At 34.3% G+C, this 21,493-nt stretch carries 22 protein-coding genes and 1 tRNA gene; 14 read left to right on the plus strand and 9 right to left on the minus strand.

Features of this window, described 5'->3' with window-relative positions; genetic code table 11:
- Positions 1 to 13 precede the first annotated feature (13 nt).
- The 5 genes from Q0893_RS03395 to Q0893_RS03415 are packed head-to-tail and all read left to right on the plus strand — an operon-like array spanning position 14 to position 3,909.
- On the plus strand, positions 14 to 775 hold the full coding sequence (locus Q0893_RS03395) for an SDR family NAD(P)-dependent oxidoreductase (protein ID WP_299272443.1): 762 nt from the start codon (positions 14 to 16) through the stop codon (positions 773 to 775).
- 53 nt (positions 776 to 828) lie between these two features.
- A complete protein-coding gene (locus Q0893_RS03400; RefSeq protein ID WP_299272445.1) occupies positions 829 to 1,851 on the plus strand; it encodes a sugar kinase in 1,023 nt (340 codons plus the stop codon).
- Between the two features lie 11 nt (positions 1,852 to 1,862).
- Entirely contained in the window at positions 1,863 to 2,531 is a 669-nt protein-coding gene (locus Q0893_RS03405; RefSeq protein ID WP_299272447.1) for a bifunctional 4-hydroxy-2-oxoglutarate aldolase/2-dehydro-3-deoxy-phosphogluconate aldolase, read from the plus strand.
- Positions 2,528 to 3,058 (plus strand): LacI family DNA-binding transcriptional regulator, encoded by a 531-nt coding sequence (locus Q0893_RS03410; protein WP_299272449.1) that lies wholly within the window; start codon positions 2,528 to 2,530, stop codon positions 3,056 to 3,058. The genes Q0893_RS03405 and Q0893_RS03410 overlap by 4 nt, the downstream gene beginning before the upstream one ends.
- Positions 3,059 to 3,075: 17 nt before the next feature.
- Positions 3,076 to 3,909 (plus strand): DMT family transporter, encoded by an 834-nt coding sequence (locus Q0893_RS03415; RefSeq protein ID WP_299272451.1) that lies wholly within the window; start codon positions 3,076 to 3,078, stop codon positions 3,907 to 3,909.
- A gap of 118 nt (positions 3,910 to 4,027) precedes the next feature.
- Here the strand turns inward: Q0893_RS03415 and Q0893_RS03420 are convergent.
- The 3 genes from Q0893_RS03420 to Q0893_RS03430 all read right to left on the minus strand — a co-directional run bounded on the left by Q0893_RS03420 (position 4,028) and on the right by Q0893_RS03430 (position 7,528).
- Positions 4,028 to 4,101, minus strand: a tRNA-Asn gene (locus Q0893_RS03420).
- Positions 4,102 to 4,188: 87 nt separating this feature from the next.
- Entirely contained in the window at positions 4,189 to 5,514 is a 1,326-nt protein-coding gene (rseP, locus tag Q0893_RS03425) for an RIP metalloprotease RseP (protein WP_299272453.1), read from the minus strand.
- A gap of 79 nt (positions 5,515 to 5,593) precedes the next feature.
- A complete protein-coding gene (locus tag Q0893_RS03430) occupies positions 5,594 to 7,528 on the minus strand; it encodes a M1 family aminopeptidase (protein ID WP_299272455.1) in 1,935 nt (644 codons plus the stop codon).
- 115 nt (positions 7,529 to 7,643) lie between these two features.
- Between Q0893_RS03430 and Q0893_RS03435 the strand changes: the two genes are divergently transcribed.
- From Q0893_RS03435 to feoB, 3 genes are all read left to right on the plus strand, one after another.
- On the plus strand, positions 7,644 to 8,312 hold the full coding sequence (locus Q0893_RS03435; RefSeq protein WP_298900933.1) for an SCO family protein: 669 nt from the start codon (positions 7,644 to 7,646) through the stop codon (positions 8,310 to 8,312).
- Between the two features lie 72 nt (positions 8,313 to 8,384).
- The gene (locus Q0893_RS03440) at positions 8,385 to 8,618 is read left to right on the plus strand and encodes a FeoA family protein (protein ID WP_298900932.1); all 234 of its coding nucleotides are present in this window, start codon (positions 8,385 to 8,387) and stop codon (positions 8,616 to 8,618) included.
- A complete protein-coding gene (feoB, locus tag Q0893_RS03445; RefSeq protein ID WP_298900931.1) occupies positions 8,611 to 10,710 on the plus strand; it encodes a ferrous iron transport protein B in 2,100 nt (699 codons plus the stop codon). Before Q0893_RS03440 ends, feoB begins: the two co-directional genes overlap by 8 nt.
- 201 nt (positions 10,711 to 10,911) lie before the next feature.
- Here the strand turns inward: feoB and Q0893_RS03450 are convergent, their stop codons facing one another.
- Positions 10,912 to 11,340 carry a hypothetical protein gene (locus tag Q0893_RS03450; protein ID WP_298900930.1) on the minus strand — a complete coding sequence of 143 codons (429 nt, stop codon included), beginning with the start codon at positions 11,338 to 11,340 and terminating at the stop codon, positions 10,912 to 10,914.
- A gap of 83 nt (positions 11,341 to 11,423) precedes the next feature.
- Here Q0893_RS03450 and Q0893_RS03455 point away from each other — a divergent pair, with 83 nt between their 5' ends.
- Genes Q0893_RS03455 through Q0893_RS03480 form a run of 6 tightly spaced genes read left to right on the plus strand, consistent with a single transcriptional unit; the run spans position 11,424 to position 16,810 of the window.
- Positions 11,424 to 12,080 carry a metal-dependent transcriptional regulator gene (locus tag Q0893_RS03455; protein WP_299272457.1) on the plus strand — a complete coding sequence of 219 codons (657 nt, stop codon included), beginning with the start codon at positions 11,424 to 11,426 and terminating at the stop codon, positions 12,078 to 12,080.
- Complete coding sequence (locus Q0893_RS03460) at positions 12,070 to 12,876, plus strand: transporter (protein WP_299272459.1); 807 nt, start codon at positions 12,070 to 12,072, stop codon at positions 12,874 to 12,876. Before Q0893_RS03455 ends, Q0893_RS03460 begins: the two co-directional genes overlap by 11 nt.
- A 5-nt stretch (positions 12,877 to 12,881) precedes the next feature.
- Positions 12,882 to 13,793, plus strand: coding sequence for a zinc ABC transporter substrate-binding protein (locus tag Q0893_RS03465; RefSeq protein WP_299272461.1), 912 nt, complete (start codon positions 12,882 to 12,884; stop codon positions 13,791 to 13,793).
- Positions 13,793 to 14,530, plus strand: a complete 738-nt coding sequence (locus tag Q0893_RS03470) for a metal ABC transporter ATP-binding protein (protein WP_298900925.1) — start codon at positions 13,793 to 13,795, stop codon at positions 14,528 to 14,530. Before Q0893_RS03465 ends, Q0893_RS03470 begins: the two co-directional genes overlap by 1 nt.
- The gene (locus tag Q0893_RS03475; RefSeq protein ID WP_299272464.1) at positions 14,530 to 15,657 is read left to right on the plus strand and encodes a metal ABC transporter permease; all 1,128 of its coding nucleotides are present in this window, start codon (positions 14,530 to 14,532) and stop codon (positions 15,655 to 15,657) included. Before Q0893_RS03470 ends, Q0893_RS03475 begins: the two co-directional genes overlap by 1 nt.
- Positions 15,650 to 16,810: a metal ABC transporter permease gene (locus Q0893_RS03480; RefSeq protein WP_299272466.1), complete on the plus strand. Its 1,161-nt coding sequence runs from the start codon at positions 15,650 to 15,652 to the stop codon at positions 16,808 to 16,810. The genes Q0893_RS03475 and Q0893_RS03480 overlap by 8 nt, the downstream gene beginning before the upstream one ends.
- Positions 16,811 to 17,117: 307 nt before the next feature.
- On the opposite strand, the gene Q0893_RS03485 is transcribed toward Q0893_RS03480, so the two are convergent.
- The 5 genes from Q0893_RS03485 to Q0893_RS03505 form a co-directional block, all read right to left on the minus strand.
- Complete coding sequence (locus Q0893_RS03485) at positions 17,118 to 17,783, minus strand: response regulator transcription factor (RefSeq protein ID WP_298900922.1); 666 nt, start codon at positions 17,781 to 17,783, stop codon at positions 17,118 to 17,120.
- A 7-nt stretch (positions 17,784 to 17,790) separates the two neighbouring features.
- Positions 17,791 to 18,606, minus strand: coding sequence for an ATP-binding protein (locus Q0893_RS03490; RefSeq protein ID WP_298900921.1), 816 nt, complete (start codon positions 18,604 to 18,606; stop codon positions 17,791 to 17,793).
- Positions 18,573 to 19,061, minus strand: a complete 489-nt coding sequence (locus tag Q0893_RS03495) for a hypothetical protein (protein WP_298900920.1) — start codon at positions 19,059 to 19,061, stop codon at positions 18,573 to 18,575. The genes Q0893_RS03490 and Q0893_RS03495 overlap by 34 nt, the downstream gene beginning before the upstream one ends.
- A gap of 213 nt (positions 19,062 to 19,274) precedes the next feature.
- The gene (locus Q0893_RS03500; protein WP_298900919.1) at positions 19,275 to 19,793 is read right to left on the minus strand and encodes a hypothetical protein; all 519 of its coding nucleotides are present in this window, start codon (positions 19,791 to 19,793) and stop codon (positions 19,275 to 19,277) included.
- Positions 19,794 to 20,021: 228 nt separating this feature from the next.
- The gene (locus Q0893_RS03505) at positions 20,022 to 21,479 is read right to left on the minus strand and encodes a hypothetical protein (protein ID WP_299272469.1); all 1,458 of its coding nucleotides are present in this window, start codon (positions 21,477 to 21,479) and stop codon (positions 20,022 to 20,024) included.
- Positions 21,480 to 21,493: the final 14 nt, after the last annotated feature.

Raw genomic sequence — 21,493 nt, forward strand, 5'->3', positions numbered from 1 at the left:
AACCATAATTAATATGAGTAATAAAGGAAAAGTAGCTATAGTAACTGGAGCTACAGGAGGTATTGGTTTTGAAGTAGCAAAAAGATTAGGTCAAGATGGATATGCTGTTGTTCTAAACGGTATTGATGAAGAAGCTGGAGCTAAAAGAATTGAAGAACTTACAGATCAAGGAATCACTGCTGAATATTATAATTTTGACGTGACAAAAGAAGATTTAGTTACGTCAAACATTAAAAAAATTGGTGAAAAATATGGAAAAATAGATGTGCTAGTTAATAATGCTGGTGGATTAGGTGGAAGGTCTCGATTTGAAGATATGACGACTGAATTTTACAGATTTGTAATGGCACTTAACTTGGATTCAGTATTTTTTGCTTCGAGAGCAGCAATCCCATACCTTAAAAAAGGAGAGCACCCTTCTATTATTAATTATACATCTAATGCAGGATGGACTGCTGGAGGGCCTGGGGCAGGTGTTTACGGAACGTCTAAAGCCGGTGTTCATGCCATAACCAGAGCATTAGCAAAAGATTTAGCTGAATATGGAATTAGAGCAAATGCCGTATCGCCTGGTACAATTGACACACCCTTTCATGCTCAAATTAAATCCACAAAGCCAGAAGTTTTTGCATCTTGGGCAAATAACATTATGCTAGGACGATTAGGCCAACCAGAAGATGTGGCCGGAGTTATATCTTTCTTGGCAAGTAAAGATGCTTCTTTTATAACGGCAGAAACAATCCAAATTGGTGGAGGACAAGCTTTAGGAATTTAAAATTAAACTTGAAGCGTTATTAAAAACTAACGAATAGTAATTAAATTTAGAGCATGGGTAAAATTGTCACATTTGGTGAGATCATGTTACGACTGTCTACAGAGCGTTTTTTAAGATTTTCTCAAGCTAAATCATTTAACGCTACCTATGGAGGAGGAGAATTTAATGTAGCTGTTTCTTTAGCTAATTTTGGCGAATTGTCGGAGTTTGTTACAAAATTACCTGATAATGAAATAGGCGAAAGTGCATTAATGGAAATGCGTAAACGTAATGTTATTTCTAAAAATGTTCTTTTTGGAAAAGACAGGTTAGGTATTTATTTTCTTGAAACAGGAGCAGGTACAAGATCAAGTAATGTTGTTTACGATAGAGCTCATAGTGCTATGGCTAAAATTAAAAAGGGCACTTTTAATTGGGATGAAATTCTTAAAGATGCGACTTGGTTTCATTGGAGTGGTATTACACCAGCCATATCAAATTCCGCTGCAGAAGAATGCCTTGAAGCTGTAAAAACTGCTCATAAATTAGGACTAACCATTTCATGCGACTTAAATTATAGATCTAAACTATGGAAATATGGAAAGGAACCACATGAGGTTATGCCAGATCTTCTTAAATATAGCAATGTTATTTTAGGAGATATTGATACCGCATATTTCATGCTAGGCTTAAATAAAGAGTATCCTAATTATCAAGATTTAAAATCACTCCCTATTCTATATGATAAAATTGTTGAAAAATGTCCAAACTTGGAACTTATTGCAACAACCTTAAGATATTCGGTTAGTGCTTCGCATCAAAGAATAGGCGGAGTCTTATACGATAAAAAAAACATATATGATGCCGATATTAAAGAGGTGACGCCAGTTGTAGATAGAGTTGGAAGCGGAGATGCATTTATGGGCGGACTTATTTACGGACTATTAAATCATATAGATGATAAGCAAAAAGCAATTAATATCGCCGTGGCGTCTTGTTGTTTAAAACACACAATATATGGAGACTATAACCTTGTTTCTGTTGCAGATATAAATAAATTTATTGAAGGAGAGAACACAGGGAAAGTGTCTAGATAAACTAAAAAGAAATGGCAAAGTATTCGAGAATAGAGGTGATTAATACAATGCGAGAAACAGGACTTGTGCCATTGTTTTACGATGATGATATAGATAACTGTATTAAATTAATAGATACGCTTTACGAAGGAGGTGCTAGATTGTTAGAATTTACTGCTAGAGGAGGTTTTGCTGAAGAAGTGTTTGCTCAATTAAATAAATATGCATTGTCAAAATTGCCTGGAATGATTTTGGGTGTGGGATCTGTGACAGATGGTTCGGCAGCATCAAGATTTATGGCATTAGAGGCTAATTTTGTTGTCACACCAGTTTTAAGAGAAGATGTGGCAGTTAATTGTAATAGAAGAAAAGTATTATGGTCTCCGGGTTGTGGTTCTCTTTCGGAAATTGCCAAAGCCGAAGAACTTGGCTGTGAAATTGTAAAGCTCTTCCCAGGAGATGTATATGGGCCAGATTTTATAAAAGGGATTAAAGGGCCGCAACCATGGACAAGCATTATGCCAACAGGAGGCGTGTCTCCAACTAAAGAAAATCTTGAAAAATGGTTTGAAGCTGGTGCGACCTGCGTTGGTATTGGGTCTAAATTAATCAAAAAAGATAGCGCAGGATCTTATGATTTTGAATATATATTAAAAACAACAAAGTATGCCATAGAGGTTATTAAAACCCTAAAAGCATGAGGCAACCTCAAACGTCTGTAATCACATTGAAAGAACTCTCTCATGTTTCAGGCTACTCTATATCTACGGTTTCGAAAGCTCTTAATAATAAACAAGATATAAGTGAAGAAACAAGGCAATTAATTAAAAGGATAGCTAAAAAATATAATTATGTACCTAATAATTTTGCTGTTGCTTTGAGAAAAAAAAGAACCAAAGTTATTTCAGTAATACTCCCTCAAGTTAACACTCATTTTTCTAGCTATTTTTTATATAACATTCAAAAAGTTGCATATTCATTTGGATATAGAATTATTCTGTTTCAATCTTTTGAAGAAGAATCTAAGGAAAAAGAGTTTATTGATGCAAGCAACGATGGAAGTGTGGATGGTATTATTGTTCTGTCAAGAAATGAATTTTTAACGAAGTATTATAGAAAGGAGACCCTTCCTATTGAATATGTTCAAATTGAAAAAGACATTTCGATAGACCAATTAAAAAAAGATTGTATTAGCCGTTTTAGTAAATTACTTGGCCGTTTGAGCTAACTGTAAATAGCACATTAATGCGAAAAAAGGCAATAATTTTAATGATTATAAGTGCTTTAGCTTTTGCTTTATTAAATGCATTTGTCAAAAAATTAGATCAATTCAATGTTTATCAAATCGTCTTTTTTAGGTCTTTAGGGTCGTTAATCTTTACGCTTCCGTTTTTGATAAGTAATAAAATTCCAATGTTCGGAAACAAGAAATTATTATTAATTTCTAGAGGCGTAATAGGTTTTATTGCAATGACACTTTTTTTTATGTCATTAAAGTACCTTTCAATGGGAACAGCAGTATCAATTCGTTATGTTTCTCCAATTTTTGCGGCATTATTTGCTTTTATTTTACTTAGAGAGAAAATTAAATATTTGCAGTGGATTTGCTTTGCAATAGCATTTTCTGGTGTATTGCTATTGAAAGGTTTTGACTCACAAATTAATAATCAAGGGTTAGTCTATGTTATAACCTCCGCTTTTTTTACCGGATTAGTATTCATTATCATTAGAAAAATAGGCAAAGCAGACCATCCAATTGTAATCGTGAATTATTTCATGATTATTTCGGCAGTACTTGGAGGAGTTTTATCTATAAATGAATGGGTTAATCCCAGTGGTGTTGAATGGTTGTCTCTATTAAGCCTTGGAGTGTTTGGTTATTTTGGACAATATTATATGACTAAAGCCATTCAGATATCGGAGATTAATCAAGTAGCTCCGTTAAAATACATCGAGGTTATTTTTACCTTAATAATTGGAGCGATTTGGGTAAATGAAACCTATACGATAATTAGCTTATTAGGTATTACATTAATTATTTCAGGATTAACACTTAATATAATTATTAAGAATAGATAGCTTAAACCCAGCGTCGTATCATTCTTTATACCTGTGCTTTCGGTTTTAAATTTAAGTAATCTATATGCTAAATTTAAGCCACAAAAAAAGTCCAACATTGCTGTTGAACTTTTGTTTGCTCCTCTTCTTGGGCTCGAACCAAGGACCCTCTGATTAACAGTCAGATGCTCTAACCAACTGAGCTAAAGAGGAGTGTTTATCGCTTTAGCGAGCGCAAATATATACTATTTTTTATATTTAAAAAAACAATTTTTTCAAAAAATTGCTTAATTTTTTTTTCTAAATCCAATCGTTGATATTCGCGAAAAGAACTAAGGTAATTAAAATGACGAATCCAACCAGTTGAGCACGTTCTAGAAACTTCTCGCTTGGCTTTCTACCAGAGATCATTTCAAACAATAAAAACATCACGTGTCCACCATCTAATGCAGGTATAGGTAATAAGTTAAGTACACCTAACATAATCGATAAAAATGCAGTTAACACCCAAAAGGCTTGCCAGCTCCAAACACTTGGAAAAATACTATAAATGGCCTTGAAACCACCAACACCCTTATAGGCACCTGTGCTTGGATTAAAAATGGCTTTTAATTGTGCACCATACTTTTGTAAAGTATCTACAAAATCATCTGCCCCTGCTCCAAAACTTTCACCAAATGTATAGGTTTGTATCACAATATCATAATAGCCTAATTCGGCAAAACGATCATTATCATGCATTCGTCTAATACCAAATTTTCCATTCTTATTAACCGTTAAGTTTCTCGTAATGGTTTCATCACCTCGCAATAGCTCAATGGCTAAGGTTTGGTTTTTGTAACCTTTCATTAAATCTTCTAGTTGGTCAAAGTACTTTAGCGGCTTTCCATCAATAGAGGTAATGATATCCCCTTGTTTGATGTCAACGGTTTTGTTAGCAGACGTGTCTGCCACAATTCCTACCATAAAAGGAACGCGACGCTCAAACAAATCTCTACTTTTGGCAGATGAAAATTGTCCAAGAAAATCCTCAGGTAAATTGATAACTTGCTCTTGGCCGTTTCTATTTATAGTAATATTTTCTGCACCAATAATGTTAGAACGAACGTCATAATCATTAACTACTGCAAGGTCATTAACTTTAAGAATTTTATCTCCTGTTTTAAAACCAATATCTTGAAGTAATTGATTTTCTACCCAATACCCATCTTTTAAACTTTCAACCTTAGTGGTTTTATCTCCATAAACAAAGGCAATAAAGACATAAATGAAATAAGCCAAAATAAAGTTAACTGTGACACCACCTAACATAATAATAAGACGTTGCCAAGCTGGTTTCGATCTAAATTCCCAAGGTTGAGGTGGCTGGGCCATTTGCTCTTTATCCATGCTCTCGTCAATCATTCCGGCAATTTTCACATAACCACCTAGTGGCAACCATCCTATTCCATAGACAGTTTCACCAATCTTTTTCTTAAATAATGAGAACTTAATATCAAAAAAGAGATAGAATTTCTCTACCCTAGTTTTGAATAATTTTGCTGGTATAAAGTGACCTAATTCGTGTAATACGATTAGTAGTGAAAGACTCAATAAAAATTGAGATATTCTAATTACAAACTCCATGTATCGTTAATCATATAAAATTCTAGTCGACAAAAGTAGTGTTTTAGCGCCATTTAGAAAACTTTAATAGAACTTATACTTATTTTTTTAACACCGATTTAGTAATGATGCCTTCGTTAGTTTGAAATTGAACAAATAATAATCCAGAAGACCACGATGAGGTGTTAATTGATGCGTTCCATGGTAATTCACTAATTAACTGACCAAGTGTGTTGTATATTCTTATTTCTGAAACTTCTGTTGTTTGAGGTTTTTCGACATGTAAAATCGAGGTTGTAGGATTAGGATATACTATGAATTCATTACTAAAATCAAATTCATCTGTGCTTAAGAGAACATTGTTGTTTCTTGAAATTAAATCAGATTCTGGATCAAAAAGAACTGTTTGGACTGTAAAGTTTACGGCTTCCAGGAAGTTTTGTTGATTAGACGTATTGTCTAAAACAAGATCCATTTGTTCGCCAAGGGTACCAATTAAACGTAAAGGAACAGGAGCTTCAAAATAAGACACCGAAGCATCACTTTGAGTTTGTTCTAAAGTTATACTTACTTGATTCACAGCAGGTTGGTTCCAATTTACTGTATAGCTTGGGTAACCTTGATTGTAAAGCCAGTCGTTAAAAAATTCGGTTAAATCTTCTCCAGAAGTTGTTTCTACGATACTAATAAAATCTTCAGTTTTTGCATAATCATAAGCATGTGCTGAGGTGTTCAAATAATCTTGAAGTGCCTGAAAGAATGTGACATCACCAAGTTTTTTTCTAAGCATATGTAATACCATTGCACCTTTATTATAGGTTAATCGTCCGCTAAAAATTCTACTCACCGAAGTTGTATCAATATCTGTGAGATAAACAGCGCCATTTGGTGCAGCCGTAATTGAGTTATTGCGTTGCTGCTTCCAAGTTGTAAAGGCATTATTGCCATCTAAATTTTCAATAACAAGTCCCGATAGATAGGTTGCAAACCCTTCATTGAGCCAAATGTCTTTCCAGCTGCCACAGGTGATTTTATTTCCAAACCATTGATGAGCGAGTTCGTGTGCTATTAAATTACGACTAAAATTCCCCATGAACGACACTGTTGTATGTTCCATACCGCCTCCCCAACCAAATTGGGCATGCCCATATTTTTCGTTAGCAAAAGGATATTCTTCAAATAAATTATTAAAAAGATTCATAATTGGTACAGTCACAGCAGTGTTAGCCTGTGCTGAAGCCAAATCTTCAGGGTAAACATAATTTACGATATCAAAAGGATTTCCGTTATTAGGAACAGTTTGCGTAAATACACTGTAATTTGTTGCAGCTATAGCAATGAGATAAGCTGGAATGGGATAGCGATGTTTAAAATGTGTTGTTTTTTCATTTCCGTTTAGAAGCTGACTTTGCTCTAGACCATTTGAAACCGCAATATATTCTTCGTTAGATGGGTTAAATCGAGGCGTAGTCATATAGACATCTATCGAATCTATTTTATCTATTAAGTCTTGTTTACATGGCCACCAGGCTTTGGCACCATAAGGCTCAGAGAGTGTCCAAATAATTGGATCTCCATTATGCTGGTTTTGCTCAAATGAATTAAGTCCAGAAAATTGAGGATTTCCAGAGTAACTCACTGTTAAAGAATCTAGAGTGCCTGTGCTTAAAGTTGAAGGAAGTGTGATAATAAGCTCATCACCAAGATGTGAAAAAGACAATAAGTTGCCACGTTGCAATACTTGGTTAACCGTCATGTTTGATGATAAATCAAATGTAATAGTAGTCATATTACTCTTAGCAGTGAAATACGATGTAATATCTCCTGAAATAAATGAGACACCAGGATCTATATCTAGTTCTAACCTGTGGTATTTTAGATTGTAGTTTCCAGTGTTCAAATTAGAACGTTGCATGATACGATTTAAGGCAGATTTCGCCTCTGCTTCACGAATAGTGTTTAAGGTCTCGTTGTAATCTTGCGAAAAGGACACTGCAGAAAACAGTCCCAAGAGAAGGAGTAGTTTTAACTTCATGGCGATAATCTTTTTTTTCTTTTTAACAATATAGCTTGTTAAAAGTAGTCATTTTGTTACGATTCTGTCGTATTTTTGCACTCAAATCTTACAATAAAGCCTTAAAAATCAAGAGATGTTAGCTTATATTAAGCGGTTTAAATTTTTTTTTATAGCCTTACTTATAGTTTCAGGGATTATTATTTCAATAATCTATTCGATTCTAAAGGTAGAAGCGCCATTGCCAATTTATCAACCCAATAGAGTAGATGCTTCTTTGGTAGATAGTACAATTCAACATAAAAAAAAGTACCATACCATTGCAGATTTTAAATTGGTCAATCAAAATGGAGATACGATTACTCAAAACACCTACAAAGACAAAATCTACGTAGCCGATTTTTTTTTTACGACTTGTAAAACCATTTGTCCTATCATGACTAACCAAATGAGTCGTGTTCAACGAGAAATTATTGACGATGACGAGGTATTGCTATTATCACATTCTGTTACGCCAGAAATTGATAGCGTGGCTCAATTAAAACGATATGCTATAGAAAAAGGTGTTATGGATAACAAATGGAATCTCGTTACTGGAGACCGAAAACAAATCTATGATTTAGCAAGAAAGTCATATCTGGTTGTTAAAGATGATGGCTTAGAACAGTATGGGATGGTACATACTGAAAACTTCGCTCTTATTGATAAAGACAGGCAAATTAGAGGCTTGTACAATGGGATAAGCCCAACATCTGTAGATTCCCTAATTCAAGATATCAAGCGTTTAAAAAAAGAATATCAATAGTTTTAGCCTAACAATTTTTTTACACTGAAATTTTCTTTTATTTTTGCTTACTTAAAATCAATCTAAATAAGCGTGCAGGTCACATTAGCAGATATAAAAAGAGGTCAACAGGGCATAATTGCTGATGTATCCTCAATTCATATTCCTCTTAAACTTCTTGAAATGGGATGCTTACCTGGTAATATGGTCGAACTCGTTCAGGTAGCACCGTTTGCAGATCCAATGTATCTCAACATTAATGGAACTCATTTGGCTATTAGAAAAGAAACTGCCATTCATATTTTAATCGATATTTCTAATGAGTAAACAAATTAATGTTGCGCTTATAGGGAATCCAAATACAGGTAAAACGTCGGTATTTAATGCACTTACAGGTCTAAATCAAAAAGTAGGAAACTATCCAGGTATTACTGTCGAGAAAAAAGAAGGTATTTGTAAGTTACCAAGAGGTGTTAAAGCGCATATTATAGATTTACCTGGAACCTATAGTTTGAACGCTTCATCATTAGATGAAAATGTTGTTATCGAATTATTATTGAATAAAAATGACAAGGATTTTCCAGATGTTGCTGTTGTGGTAAGTGATGTAGAAAACTTAAAGCGTAACTTACTGCTCTATACACAAATAAAGGATTTAGAGATTCCAACAATTTTGGCAATCAACATGTCTGATCGCATGGACTATAAGGGGATTCAGCTAGATATTCCTTATTTAGAGCAAGAGCTACAAACTAAAATAGCACTTATTAGTACCCGAAAGAATAAGGGTATAAATGAACTGAAAGAGCTTATTTCAAATTATAAAGAATTATCAATAACACCTTGTTTAAATGCTTCTGAAATTGACAAAGATTATTTTGATAAGCTACGTCAAGCATTTCCAAACCAACTTTTATATAAACTTTGGTTGGTTATAACTCAAGATGTTAACTTCGGAAAGGTTGATAGAAATCAAGTTGAGGCTATTGATAGTTTTAAAACTAAAAGTACGGCCGATCTCAAGCGATTACAGCAAAAGGAAACTATTAAACGCTATCAGTTTATAAATAATACCTTAAAAAAAGGACAGACAATCGATTTAAATTCTGCTAAGGATTTACGCATTAGACTCGATAGAATTTTAACGCATAAAGTTTGGGGTTACCTTATCTTTTTTGTGATCTTATTGACCATTTTTCAAGCTATTTATGACTGGGCTCAGGTGCCTATGGAGTTTATCGATGGCGCCTTTGCGTCATTAGGAGAATGGACAAAAAACGTATTACCTGAAGGCGCTTTTACTAATTTAATTGCCGAAGGAATTATTCCTGGACTAGGTGGTATTGTCATATTTATTCCGCAAATCGCGTTCTTGTTTCTATTTATAGCAATTCTTGAAGAGAGTGGCTATATGAGTCGTGTAGTATTCCTAATGGATCGGATTATGCGGCGTTTCGGACTTAGCGGAAAAAGTGTTGTGCCCTTAATATCAGGAACGGCATGTGCCATTCCAGCAATTATGGCAACTCGAAATATTGAAAGTTGGAAAGAACGTTTAATTACAATATTGGTGACACCATTTACGACGTGTTCGGCACGTTTGCCTGTGTATTTAATAATTATCGAATTGGTGATCCCTGAAGGACGTTTTCTAGGATTGGGATATCAGCCCTTAACACTTATGCTACTCTATCTTATTGGTTTTGGAACAGCTGTACTGTCGGCATGGGCTTTGAATAAAATTCTAAAAATAAAAAGTAAGACATTTTTCGTAGTTGAAATGCCTAATTATAAACTTCCGCTTTTAAAGAACGTGGCATTAACCGTTTTAGAAAAAACCAAATCGTTCGTTTTTGGAGCTGGTAAAATCATCTTAGCCATTTCAATTGTATTGTGGTTTTTAGCATCTTACGGTCCTGGTGATGATTTTAATAAGGCCGAAGAAATTGTTCATGCAGAGTATGCTGGGCAAGGCTTGTCTGATATAGAGATGCAACAAAAAGTGGCGTCCCATAAATTAGAACATTCTTTTATAGGAATTACAGGAAGGGCTATTGAGCCAACAATTAAGCCTCTAGGATACGATTGGAAAATAGGCATTGCTATTGTAAGTTCTTTTGCAGCTCGTGAAGTATTTGTTGGGACATTGGCCACAATTTATAGCGTAGAAAATGAAGATGTCGACACCATAACAAATAGAATGGCTAAAGATACCAATAGAACCACTGGAGGTAAATTATTTACACTGGCCTCAGGGATTTCACTCTTGCTTTTCTATGCTTTTGCTATGCAATGTATGAGTACTTTGGCTATCGTAAAACGCGAAACAAATTCTTGGAAATGGCCAATATTGCAGCTCACAATTATGACTGCTTTTGCCTATATAGTAGCCTTAATTGTTTATCAATTTTTAAAGTAATCTTAGAGTCCTATTTACGACAAACCAATTATGAACAATATTTTACAAAACATATTAGTTTTTTTAGCATTGGCATATGCTATTTGGTTTTTGCTACATAGGTTTGGTGTTTTGCCTAAGAAAAAGAAAATTAACTCTAAGCAGTGTGGTCAAGACGATTGTGGATGCCATTAATATGCTATCTTATCTAGTTGTTGCTTGTTATAGACGTTTAGGTTGAAATACCACTTCCAATTGATAATCCTGCTCTGGAATACCATTTGTGCCCTTAGGATAAGGTTTTAAGTTCATACCGTAAATTTTATAATCTTCAGTTTTAAAAGCAAGATTATTTTCTTCCATTACATATCCGCTGGCATGAATAACGACTTCTTTGTCTTCAATAAAATGTCCGTCTTTATAAAATGATAAAAGCACTTTTGCTTCACCAGCTCTAACACACATTACATCTTTTGGGCATCTAGAATCTGATACTAGTTTTTTAAATTTTACTTCATAGTTTTCAACATCTATTTTCTGCTGAAAGCCAACAAAGTAACTTATACTAAGAGAATCTTTAGAAAAGGGTGTTTGCGCATGACCACTGGTACACGCAAAACTTAATACGAAGAGAAAGACTAGTTTTTTCATATTAGATTTAACAAAACATTAAAATTTTAGTTACATTTGTAAAAAATTTAAGTATACTTAAAAAATAATTAAAGCAGTTTAAAATGTCTATAGCGATAGAGAACTTTGTAAAGGCTATTTATAAAAATGACAAGCATGATACCCAAGACACCAAGCCAGGTAATATTGCTAAGAAACTAGGAATTTCCAATGCCGCTGCAACAGACATGGCCAAAAAGTTGGCAGCTAAAGATTTATTGAATTACGAAAAATATCAAGCCTTAAAACTTACAGACAAGGGAACTAAAATGGCTCTTAATGTCGTAAGAAAGCATCGCTTATGGGAAGCCTTCTTGTTTAAAATGTTTGATATGTCCTTGCACGATATTCATCGTGAAGCCGAATTGTTAGAGCATCAAACTTCCGATTTGCTAGCTGAAAAAATTAGCGAATATCTTGGTCACCCAAAGTTTGATCCTCATGGCGATCCTATTCCAAATGCAGATGGCGAAATTACAACAGAGTATACATCTATATCGTTATCCGATGCCATTGAAGGAAAGACTTATACTATTGCAAGGCTAATGAGTGACGATAAGGAATTTTTTGACTTCTGCGCACAAAACCAGATAAAATACAGAAATACACTAACCGTTTCAAAACAATTTATTGCTAATAAAATGACACAAATCTCTATTGGTTCTAATACTATTGTTTTGAATGAAGACTTTACAAAAATTATATATGTTGATGAAAACTAAAAACCCCTACTTACTAATTACAATGTTACTTTTTTCAATCGTCGTTTCGGCACAAAGTGACAATGGAAATACGACGTCCTCTGAGCCTTTAATTACAGATAGACCTGATGCTACTGAAGCATCCTCAACTGTTGGAAAAGGTGTTCTCCAAATTGAAACAGGAGGTCTTTATGAATCTTTTGAAGATAATTCAGTTCAATTCCAAAGCTATACGTACAACACGACCCTTGTGCGTTATGGTATTCTTGATAATATAGAATTACGCTTAGGCTGGGATTTTGTAGAAGGCGTTACTAAAATTAACGGGAATAAATTAGATAATGTTACCAGTGGGCTTTCGCCATTACTATTAGGCGTTAAAATTGATATTTCAGAAGAAAAAAATGGAATGCCAGAAATAGCGCTAATTGGTCATGTATTTCCTATTTTCAGTGCTTCTCGAGATTATCGTCCAGAAACCACTGGAGTTGATTTTAGATTTTCACTATCACATACCTTAAGTGAAAAATCCAGTTTAGGATATAACATTGGAGCGGAATGGGGAAATGATTCTCCAGAGGCTGCTGCTATTTATACTTTGGCTTATGGATACAGTTTTACTGATAAATTTGGCTTTTATGCAGAGCTTTATGGTGACTTGCCAGAAGATAGTTCTGCAAATCATTATTGGGATGCAGGATTCACCTATTTGGTTTCAAATGACTTACAGTTAGATACCTATGTTGGAACAAGTATCACAGAAGGCCAAGACCTTTTAATAGGTTTAGGCGCAAGTTTCAGAATACCATCAAATTAAATACTATGAAAAAGAACATACTTATACTTTTAGTAATCGCAACTATTTTTAGTTGCAAAAATGACACCCAATCTAATGGGAAGTTAAACATTGTAACCACCACAACAATGATCACAGATTTGGTTAAAAATATAGGTGGAGATCATGTTAATGTGCAAGGATTAATGGGAAGCGGCGTTGACCCTCATTTATATAAAGCGAGTGAGGGAGACGTTACAAAGTTGGTAGACGCAAATATTATTTTTTATAACGGACTCCACCTTGAAGGAAAACTCGTTGAGGTTTTCGAAAAAATGGGAAGCAGTACTAAGACACCAATTGCATTAGGTGAAGAATTAGATAAAAGCACGTTAATTGGATCCGATTATTTTGCATCTAATTATGATCCGCATGTCTGGTTTGATATTAACTATTTTACTCAATTTGCTAATAAGGTTACCCAAGTACTTTCAGAAAAGGACCCTGAACATTCAGATAGTTATGAAGCTAATAAGGATGCTTATGTTGCAAAACTAAATGCGCTTCAAACAAAATTAGATGCGATTGTTGCATTACTTCCAAAGGATAAAAGAATATTAGTTACAGCTCATGATGCTTTTAATTACTTCGGAAAAGCGTTCGACTTTGAAGTTGTTGGTTTACAAGGGTTATCGACAGCAACAGAAGCTGGCGTTAAAGATGTCCAGAGACTTTCTGCATTTATTATTGAAAAAGATATCAAAGCTATTTTTGTAGAAAGCTCAGTTCCAAAGCGTACAATTGAGGCTTTACAAGCTGCAGTAAAATCTAAAGGTCATGAAGTCGCTATTGGAGGTACATTATATTCTGACGCTTTAGGAGATGCTGGAACCATTGAAGGCACTTACCTTGGAATGTTCGAGTATAACGTGAATACTATTGTTAATGCCTTAAAGTAATGAGTAACAAGATAGCAGTACAAGTAGATGATTTAACTGTAGCGTATAACTACAAACCTGTACTTTGGGATATCGATTTGGAAATCCCAGAAGGTGTTTTAATGGCTATTGTTGGTCCTAATGGTGCTGGAAAATCAACGCTTATTAAATCTATATTAGGCATTTTAAAGCCTATTGCTGGGAGTGTTTCTATCTACGGAAAATCATACAATAAACAACGATCCTTAGTGGCTTATGTTCCTCAAAAAGGAAGTGTAGATTGGGATTTTCCAACAACAGCCTTGGATGTTGTGATGATGGGAACTTATGGCAGTTTAGGTTGGATAAAACGTCCTAGACAAAAACAGAAGAAAGCCGCTTTAGAGGCCTTAGAAAAAGTAGGAATGTTACCGTTTAAAAACCGACAAATAAGTCAGTTGTCTGGCGGACAACAACAGCGTATTTTTTTAGCAAGGGCCTTAGTACAAGATGCTTCTATCTATTTTATGGATGAACCTTTTCAAGGTGTTGATGCCACTACCGAAATTGCAATTATTAATATTTTAAAAGAGTTACGAAAAGCAGGAAAAACAGTGATTGTTGTGCATCACGATTTACAAACTGTACCTGAATATTTTGATTGGGTAACCTTTTTAAACGTGAAAAAGATAGCCACAGGTCCAGTTAAGGATATCTTCAATGATGATAACTTAACAAAGACTTATGGTATTAACTATAAAGTGAGTATACAGGAATAATGGATATTCGAGAGTATTTTTCGTTAGTATTTTCAGATTACACTTTACGAACCATAACACTTGGTACGGCAATTTTAGGTGCGGTTACAGGGATGCTTGGAAGTTTTGCTGTACTACGAAAACAAAGCCTTTTAGGTGATGCCATTTCGCATGCAGCACTGCCAGGAATAGCAATTTCGTTTCTCATTACAGGGGCGAAAGATAGTAATACATTGTTATTAGGTGCTTTAGTTAGTGGTTTAATTGGAACCTTTTGGATACGTGGTATTATTACCAAAACACACCTCAAATCTGATACGGCATTGGGTCTCATTTTATCATTGTTTTTTGGCTTCGGAATGCTCTTACTTACCTTTATACAAAAGCAGCCAAATGCCAATCAGGCCGGATTAGATAAATACTTATTTGGTCAGGCAGCAACACTTGTAGAAAGTGATGTATGGATGATGGCTGGAGTTACAGGAATATGCTTATTCGTACTGCTCTTGTTTTGGAAAGAGTTTAAAATTTTACTTTTCGATAAAGACTACGCTAAGACACTTGGGTTTAATACAAAAACGATAGATATACTTATTACAAGTTTTATTGTGTTGGCTATCGTTTTAGGGCTCCAAACGGTTGGGGTTGTACTTATGAGTGCTATGCTTTTGGCGCCTGCTGCTGCTGCAAGACAATGGACAAACAGTTTGGCAACAATGGTGTTTTTGGCGGCATTGTTTGGTGCTTTTTCCGGCGTTTTTGGAACGGCAATTAGTGCGAGCCAAAATAATTTATCTACTGGACCCGTAATTGTATTAGTTGCTGCTGTTTTTGTGTTCGTCTCATTTATTTTTTCGCCGAGTAGAGGTCTTTTATTTAAACAGATACGATTTATTAAAAATCGCCGCGATTTACAACTGCATAAAACACTAGCTTTTATGTATAACATTGCTGAAACACACGATGATATATCACACCCTCATGAAATTAAAATCTTAAATAACTTTCAAGGATTTACTAAAGGGACACTTAAAAAATTAGTGGAAAAAAACTATGTGACACTAGAGGGATCAACGTGGAGCTTAACTAATGAAGGCTTTAAATCGGCATCAAATTTATATAACCAATTAACAAAAAACGATGAGTAGCGCGCAAATAGAAATACAACTTATTGCCAGTTTAGTTGCTATTGCATGTGCCATACCTGGTACGTTTTTAGTGCTTCGGAAAATGGCTATGATTAGTGATGCGATTAGTCATTCTATACTTCCAGGAATTGTGGTTGGATTTTTTATTACCCAAGACTTAAATTCACCTCTTCTTATTCTTTTGGCTGCTTTAACTGGTGTTATTACTGTTGTTTTGGTAGAATATATTCAGAAAACAGGATTGGTAAAAGAAGATACAGCTATTGGGTTAGTTTTCCCTGTTTTGTTTAGCATTGGTGTATTGATGATCGCTAAAAAAGCAAATGATGTTCACCTCGATATTGATGCGGTTTTAGTAGGAGAATTGGCATTAGCACCATTTGATCGTTTAACCATTTCTGGTGTTGACGTTGGTCCTAAGTCGCTATGGATTATTGGCGGAATTTTACTATTTACTATTGGATTGTTAGTTGCCTTTTTTAAAGAATTGAAGTTAAGTACGTTTGATAAAGGCTTGGCAGCATCGTTAGGGTTTTCTCCAGCAATTATTCATTATGGATTAATGTCTGTGTCGTCTATAACAACAGTGGGAGCTTTTGACGCTGTTGGTGCAATTTTAGTTGTTGCACTTATGATAGCTCCTGCCGCTACAGCTTATTTGTTAACTACAGATCTCAAGAAAATGTTAGGACTTTCGATTGTATTTGGGGTGTTTAGTGCTATTTCGGGGTACTGGTTTGCCCATTGGTTAGATGCATCTATTGCAGGATCAATTACTACAATGCTTGGTGTTTTGTTTTTACTGGTTTATTTGTTTGCGCCTAATAAAGGCGTTATTGCTGTGCTTTATAGGGAGAAACAACAGCGCACAGAGGTTTCTTTACTAACATTTCTTTTACACCTTAAAAATCATGATGAGGAACGTGAACGACATGTTAATCATTTAAATGAACACATCAATTGGCAAAAAGTGCGTTCGAAAACCGTTCTCGAATTGGCATTGAAAAATAATATGATCGTTATTAATAATAACATTGTATCATTAACCTCTAAAGGTGATGAATTCACAACTCAGGCCATAGACTATATCATCACCAACGAAGATGCTCAAATAGAAGATATGAAAGACGATTTCTTCTTGTTTAGAGGTTAGCTAATGCCCTTGTCATTCTAAGTATATTTACTGTTTATAGTGTAACAATTATCACCATTTTTTGTCTAATACGTTATGAAAGGTTATGTATTTATCGTTATCATGGCAATGGTTGTGTTTGTATTAATTAGGATTCATATTCTTTTTATGAAATCAAACTTTTATGCAACAAATATTAAAGCTAGATCATATAGTTATGAGCTACGTTTTTATGTTTTTGTAATCTTTCCGATTATTCTTTTTTCTATTTTAGGGTCTGGAATTGTGCTTAGTAAATTGTTTTATGAGTAGCCATACTGTTTACAAATTAATATTGTAACGGAATTTTCACCACTTCATGTTGTAAAGCAAACACAACGAGACCAGCCACATTTCTGCAATTTAGTTTTAGTAAAAGGTTATTGCGATGTCCATCAACAGTTCTCGGACTTATAAAAAGTTTTTCTGCAATTTCAGGAGCAGTATATTGCTCACAAATTAATTGCAATACTTCTTTTTCTCTTGAGGTTAATTCTATGGAAAACTTAGCTTTAGGCTTTTTCTTGGAAATTATATTCTCTCGAATTATAGATAAAACCTCACTATTGTAATAAAACCCATTTTCATAAACGGCCTTAATGGTTTCAACAACCTCTTGAGGTTGAGAATTTTTAGGTAAATAAGATACGGCCGATAACTCAATCATGTTTATGATGAAAGCTCTACTAAAATGCGTGGAGAGGACAATAGTTTTTATCGATGGATATTTTTTTTGGAGTAACTTAGCGGCTTCGATACCATTCATTTCAGGCATTTTTAGATCCAGCAATAAAACATCAGGCAATGTTGTACATGCCGAAAGCTGTTGTAATAAATCGTTCCCGTTTTCGGCTTCTAAATCCACTTTCAGTTTAGAATAACTGTTTAAAATAAGAATCATACCTTTTCGAAATAAGGCTTCGTCATCGGCAATTGCAATAGAAATTGTTTTCATGGTCATTTTAAGTTTTATCTAAGTCGGTAGGAGGGATCTCAATGATTACATTAGTTCCGGTTTCCGAGGAAGAATTATATGTAGAACTGGCATTGATGATGCGCAGTCTGCTTTCAATATTTTTCATTCCAAGTCCTTTTTTCTCTTTAATTTTTGTGATATCAAAACCGCTACCATTGTCTTGATAATCTAATTTTACAAATGTGTTTTTGGGCCATAGTTTTATGTTAATTTCGGTTGCCTGTCCGTGTTTAATAGAATTATTAATTAATTCTTGCAATACTCTAAAAAGGTTTAACTCGACTAACTTATTGTCTATACTATTAACCTCTTCCATAGATTTAAAATTAATACGAATTTGGCCTAGTAAATTAATACTATGTTGTAATTCCCTAATCGCTTCTACTAATCCAAATTCTTCTAGTGTTGGTGGTAACAATTCATGTGAAATAAAGCGAATTGAATTTATGGTAGTGTTGATTACAGCTTCTACTTCTGTAGTAATTAAGTCAATTTCGGCATGCTCTTTTCCGTAGGCTTTTAGGCGACAGATATTTAAAAAAATCACATTGAGTTTCGATCCAATTTCATCATGAAGGTCTCTTGCTATTCTTTGTCTTTCAGCTTCTTGTGTTAATATTGTTGCATGAAGTAATTCTTCTTGATGTTTAAGACTTAAATCTTGCACGCGCACTTGTTCTTTTAAAATTTTCTTTTGTGAATAGTTAAAGAAAATAACAAAGGCCAGTGCAAAGGCTAACATTATTAATATGCCAGTCACCATTAAAGTCATATAACCTTCTTCTTGTAAAACGCCTTCCATAGTCCTAATAAAATGAGTAATTGAAAAACAAAGTTTAGTATGGCATTAAAAGCCCAAAAAACAACATAACCATCTACATTCACAAGAGAGAATTCACCATACATGAAAATAAATAAACTTCCTGAATAGTAAATTAGAATGGCCGAATTAATAATGCGTAACCCTTTAGACTCTCCTGAGGTAAATGAATGATTTTCAACCAGATTGTAAAAATACAACACAGCATAGGTTATAATGCTCAATTGAACACATGTTTTTGCATAACTATTGAATCCAAAAATATTCTGCAAAGACAAAGAATTCAAAACAATAAGCAAACTTCCACAAATTAGAACATACCGAAGTACAGTTTTAATTGATGCAGGCTTATTAATCAAACTCATAAAAAAGTAAGAGAATAACATAAATTCTCCTAAGGTGTATAGATGTAATAAAGGGAGATTGTTCCATTTCATTTGTATACATACATAAGCCAAAATTTCGATAAGGAGATTCCAAATCAGGAAATAAAATAGGCGTAAAAATGGCGTATTTAGTTTTTTCCTATTAATTAAACAGAAAGCTACATTAATACTCAAGCATACTAGTGCTAGTTTCACAGTATAGGCATATATAGTATGTAATGTAGCGTAAGAATCCATTGTTATTGAGTCATCTATTTAAGGTGTTTATTTTATAGGATAATCTATTCCTGTTATTTTTGGACAAGCAGCAGGGCAAGGTTGTGTAAAATTATAATAATGGTTTTTAACCTGTGGTGATTCTGAGTTAGGTGGCACAACAACAAAAATCATATCTGTCACAGGAGTAATATTGCCATCCTCATCCTTAACCTCTTTAATGGCATTCATCACATATAAGCTCGAACCAGGATTATCTTTTACTGCGCAAGCAACATCAAACAATTCTTGGATCTTTGTTATCTCAACACCTAAAATTAAATGTTCAGATTCAGAAGCAGGTAGGCTCTTCACAAGGTCATCATAAAAGGTATTATATCGATTTAATTCTGCAATCGCTACTGGAGCAATTTTCTTAAAAGGAGTGCCTTCAAAACCACAAAGTTCGGTTCTTTCAGAAGTGGTTGTTTCGGCTAAATTTTGAACTGTTTGCTTATCATTTTTACATCCTAAGCAGAGGAATAGTAGGATGTAAATTGCAATACTAAGTTTAATTGTTGTTTTCATAATTATTGATTTTAGAGTTTGTTAATTATTTGAATTCAAGATACTTATTAATGAAGGAGCATTTCACTTTATGGGAACAAATCAGGTTGAATTACCTGCTTATTTTAGTAGAAAAACCTGCATTGTATACAAAAAAAGCTCTGCATTTATGCAAAGCCTTTTATTGGTTAAAAGTTATAGTGCCAATTACTGTAGTTATTCATTGTTGTTAGATTTAAGTTGTGTTTTCTAATTCAATGTTTTCTTAAACCCATCATGCATCCAATCTAAAGTGTTTATAAGAGCACCAATTCCGTTTGCTGATGGATCATAATCTTTTGGAGCATTGGCTATTTTGTATTGTACTGGTGCACTTTCCGTTGCATTTTTAACCACCACCACATTGGCTTTCAATATTACTCCATTATCCAAAGTAACACTTTGGTAATTTATGGTAACTGTGACGTTCTCATTTTCAAAAGAATCTTCTACATCTTTGGTCTCATCTATTTCAAGTTTTTTACCAATTTTAAGTAAAGTGTTTTGTATTGAAAAATTAATAGCAGCCCAAACACCTAAGAAACAAACACCTCCTAATACAGGGAATGCTACGGCTAGATATGCTGCAATGGAAAATATTGAAATTACGATTGGACTGTCTGTGTTTAATGTAACAGATGAGCTTGTTTCGTCGTTTTCCAATTCGAAGGTCTGACTACCGTCTTCGTTATTAATGAGATTAATTAATGCTGAATACCCAAACGAAACGTTATTCGCATTGCTCATATTGAGATTCGTTTTCAAAGCATTGTCTGCGATATAAGTCTCACTAGACCCAGTATAACAGCTAAAAGGGGTGTCTTTAGAGGCTTTGATTATTAAAGTAGCAGGATCTGTATTAGTACCCTGAGTTGCTGTAGCGCTATTTATGTATTTGCCAAAATCATCATTATCTTTGATGTTACTTGCTATAAATTGGTACAATGTATAATCATCAAATGCAATGGCACAGTTTGAAGGCGCTGTTATGGAAAGCAATGTAGACGCTTCAAAAGCACTATGTTGATCTCCTGTAGGCGCTGGAACATCATTTACCATAACGAGCATTAAAACAGAAGGTGTGATTGTGGTACTAGACCAGTTTAGCGTAATAAATTTTATGTAGGTCGGCGCAAAGTATTGGTTTAAATTGTTAGCTGTTGCTTCGCCTAACTGATTGGGAGAACTTGCTACATAAGAATCAATACTACTCTGAAACCAACTGGTTAGCATATCTCCTTGAGAACTTGTACCAGTGGTTAGTGTTACTACAGGCGCAGATAAAGCATCGGCATTGAGACTTAAACAATTGGACCATGAGGCACCATCTGTGTTTGTGTTTGTTTCGGTTGCACCCGAACAAGGAGAAATAAAAAGACTATCCAAATATACTTTTAACGATACACTGCCTTTAAACATGCTTTGGATACCATTTGTTGTAGTGTTTCCTGATATTGGAGCGTTTATTAAGAGCACATCCTGTTCTGTGCTATCTACCTGTATATTTGTTAATGCTGTACTGAAATTCAGGTCTATAGTACTGCCATCATATTCTTGACCTGAAATGGACTGTGGAATAATATTAGAGAATATAACGTTTCTGAGTTGGTTGTATAATGTTGGATTCATGTTCATAACCCAACTCCAATTTTGTGTTGTTGTTGACATAATTTTTGAATTTT

The organism is uncultured Psychroserpens sp. (genome assembly GCF_947494225.1).
GTDB lineage: Bacteria > Bacteroidota > Bacteroidia > Flavobacteriales > Flavobacteriaceae > Psychroserpens.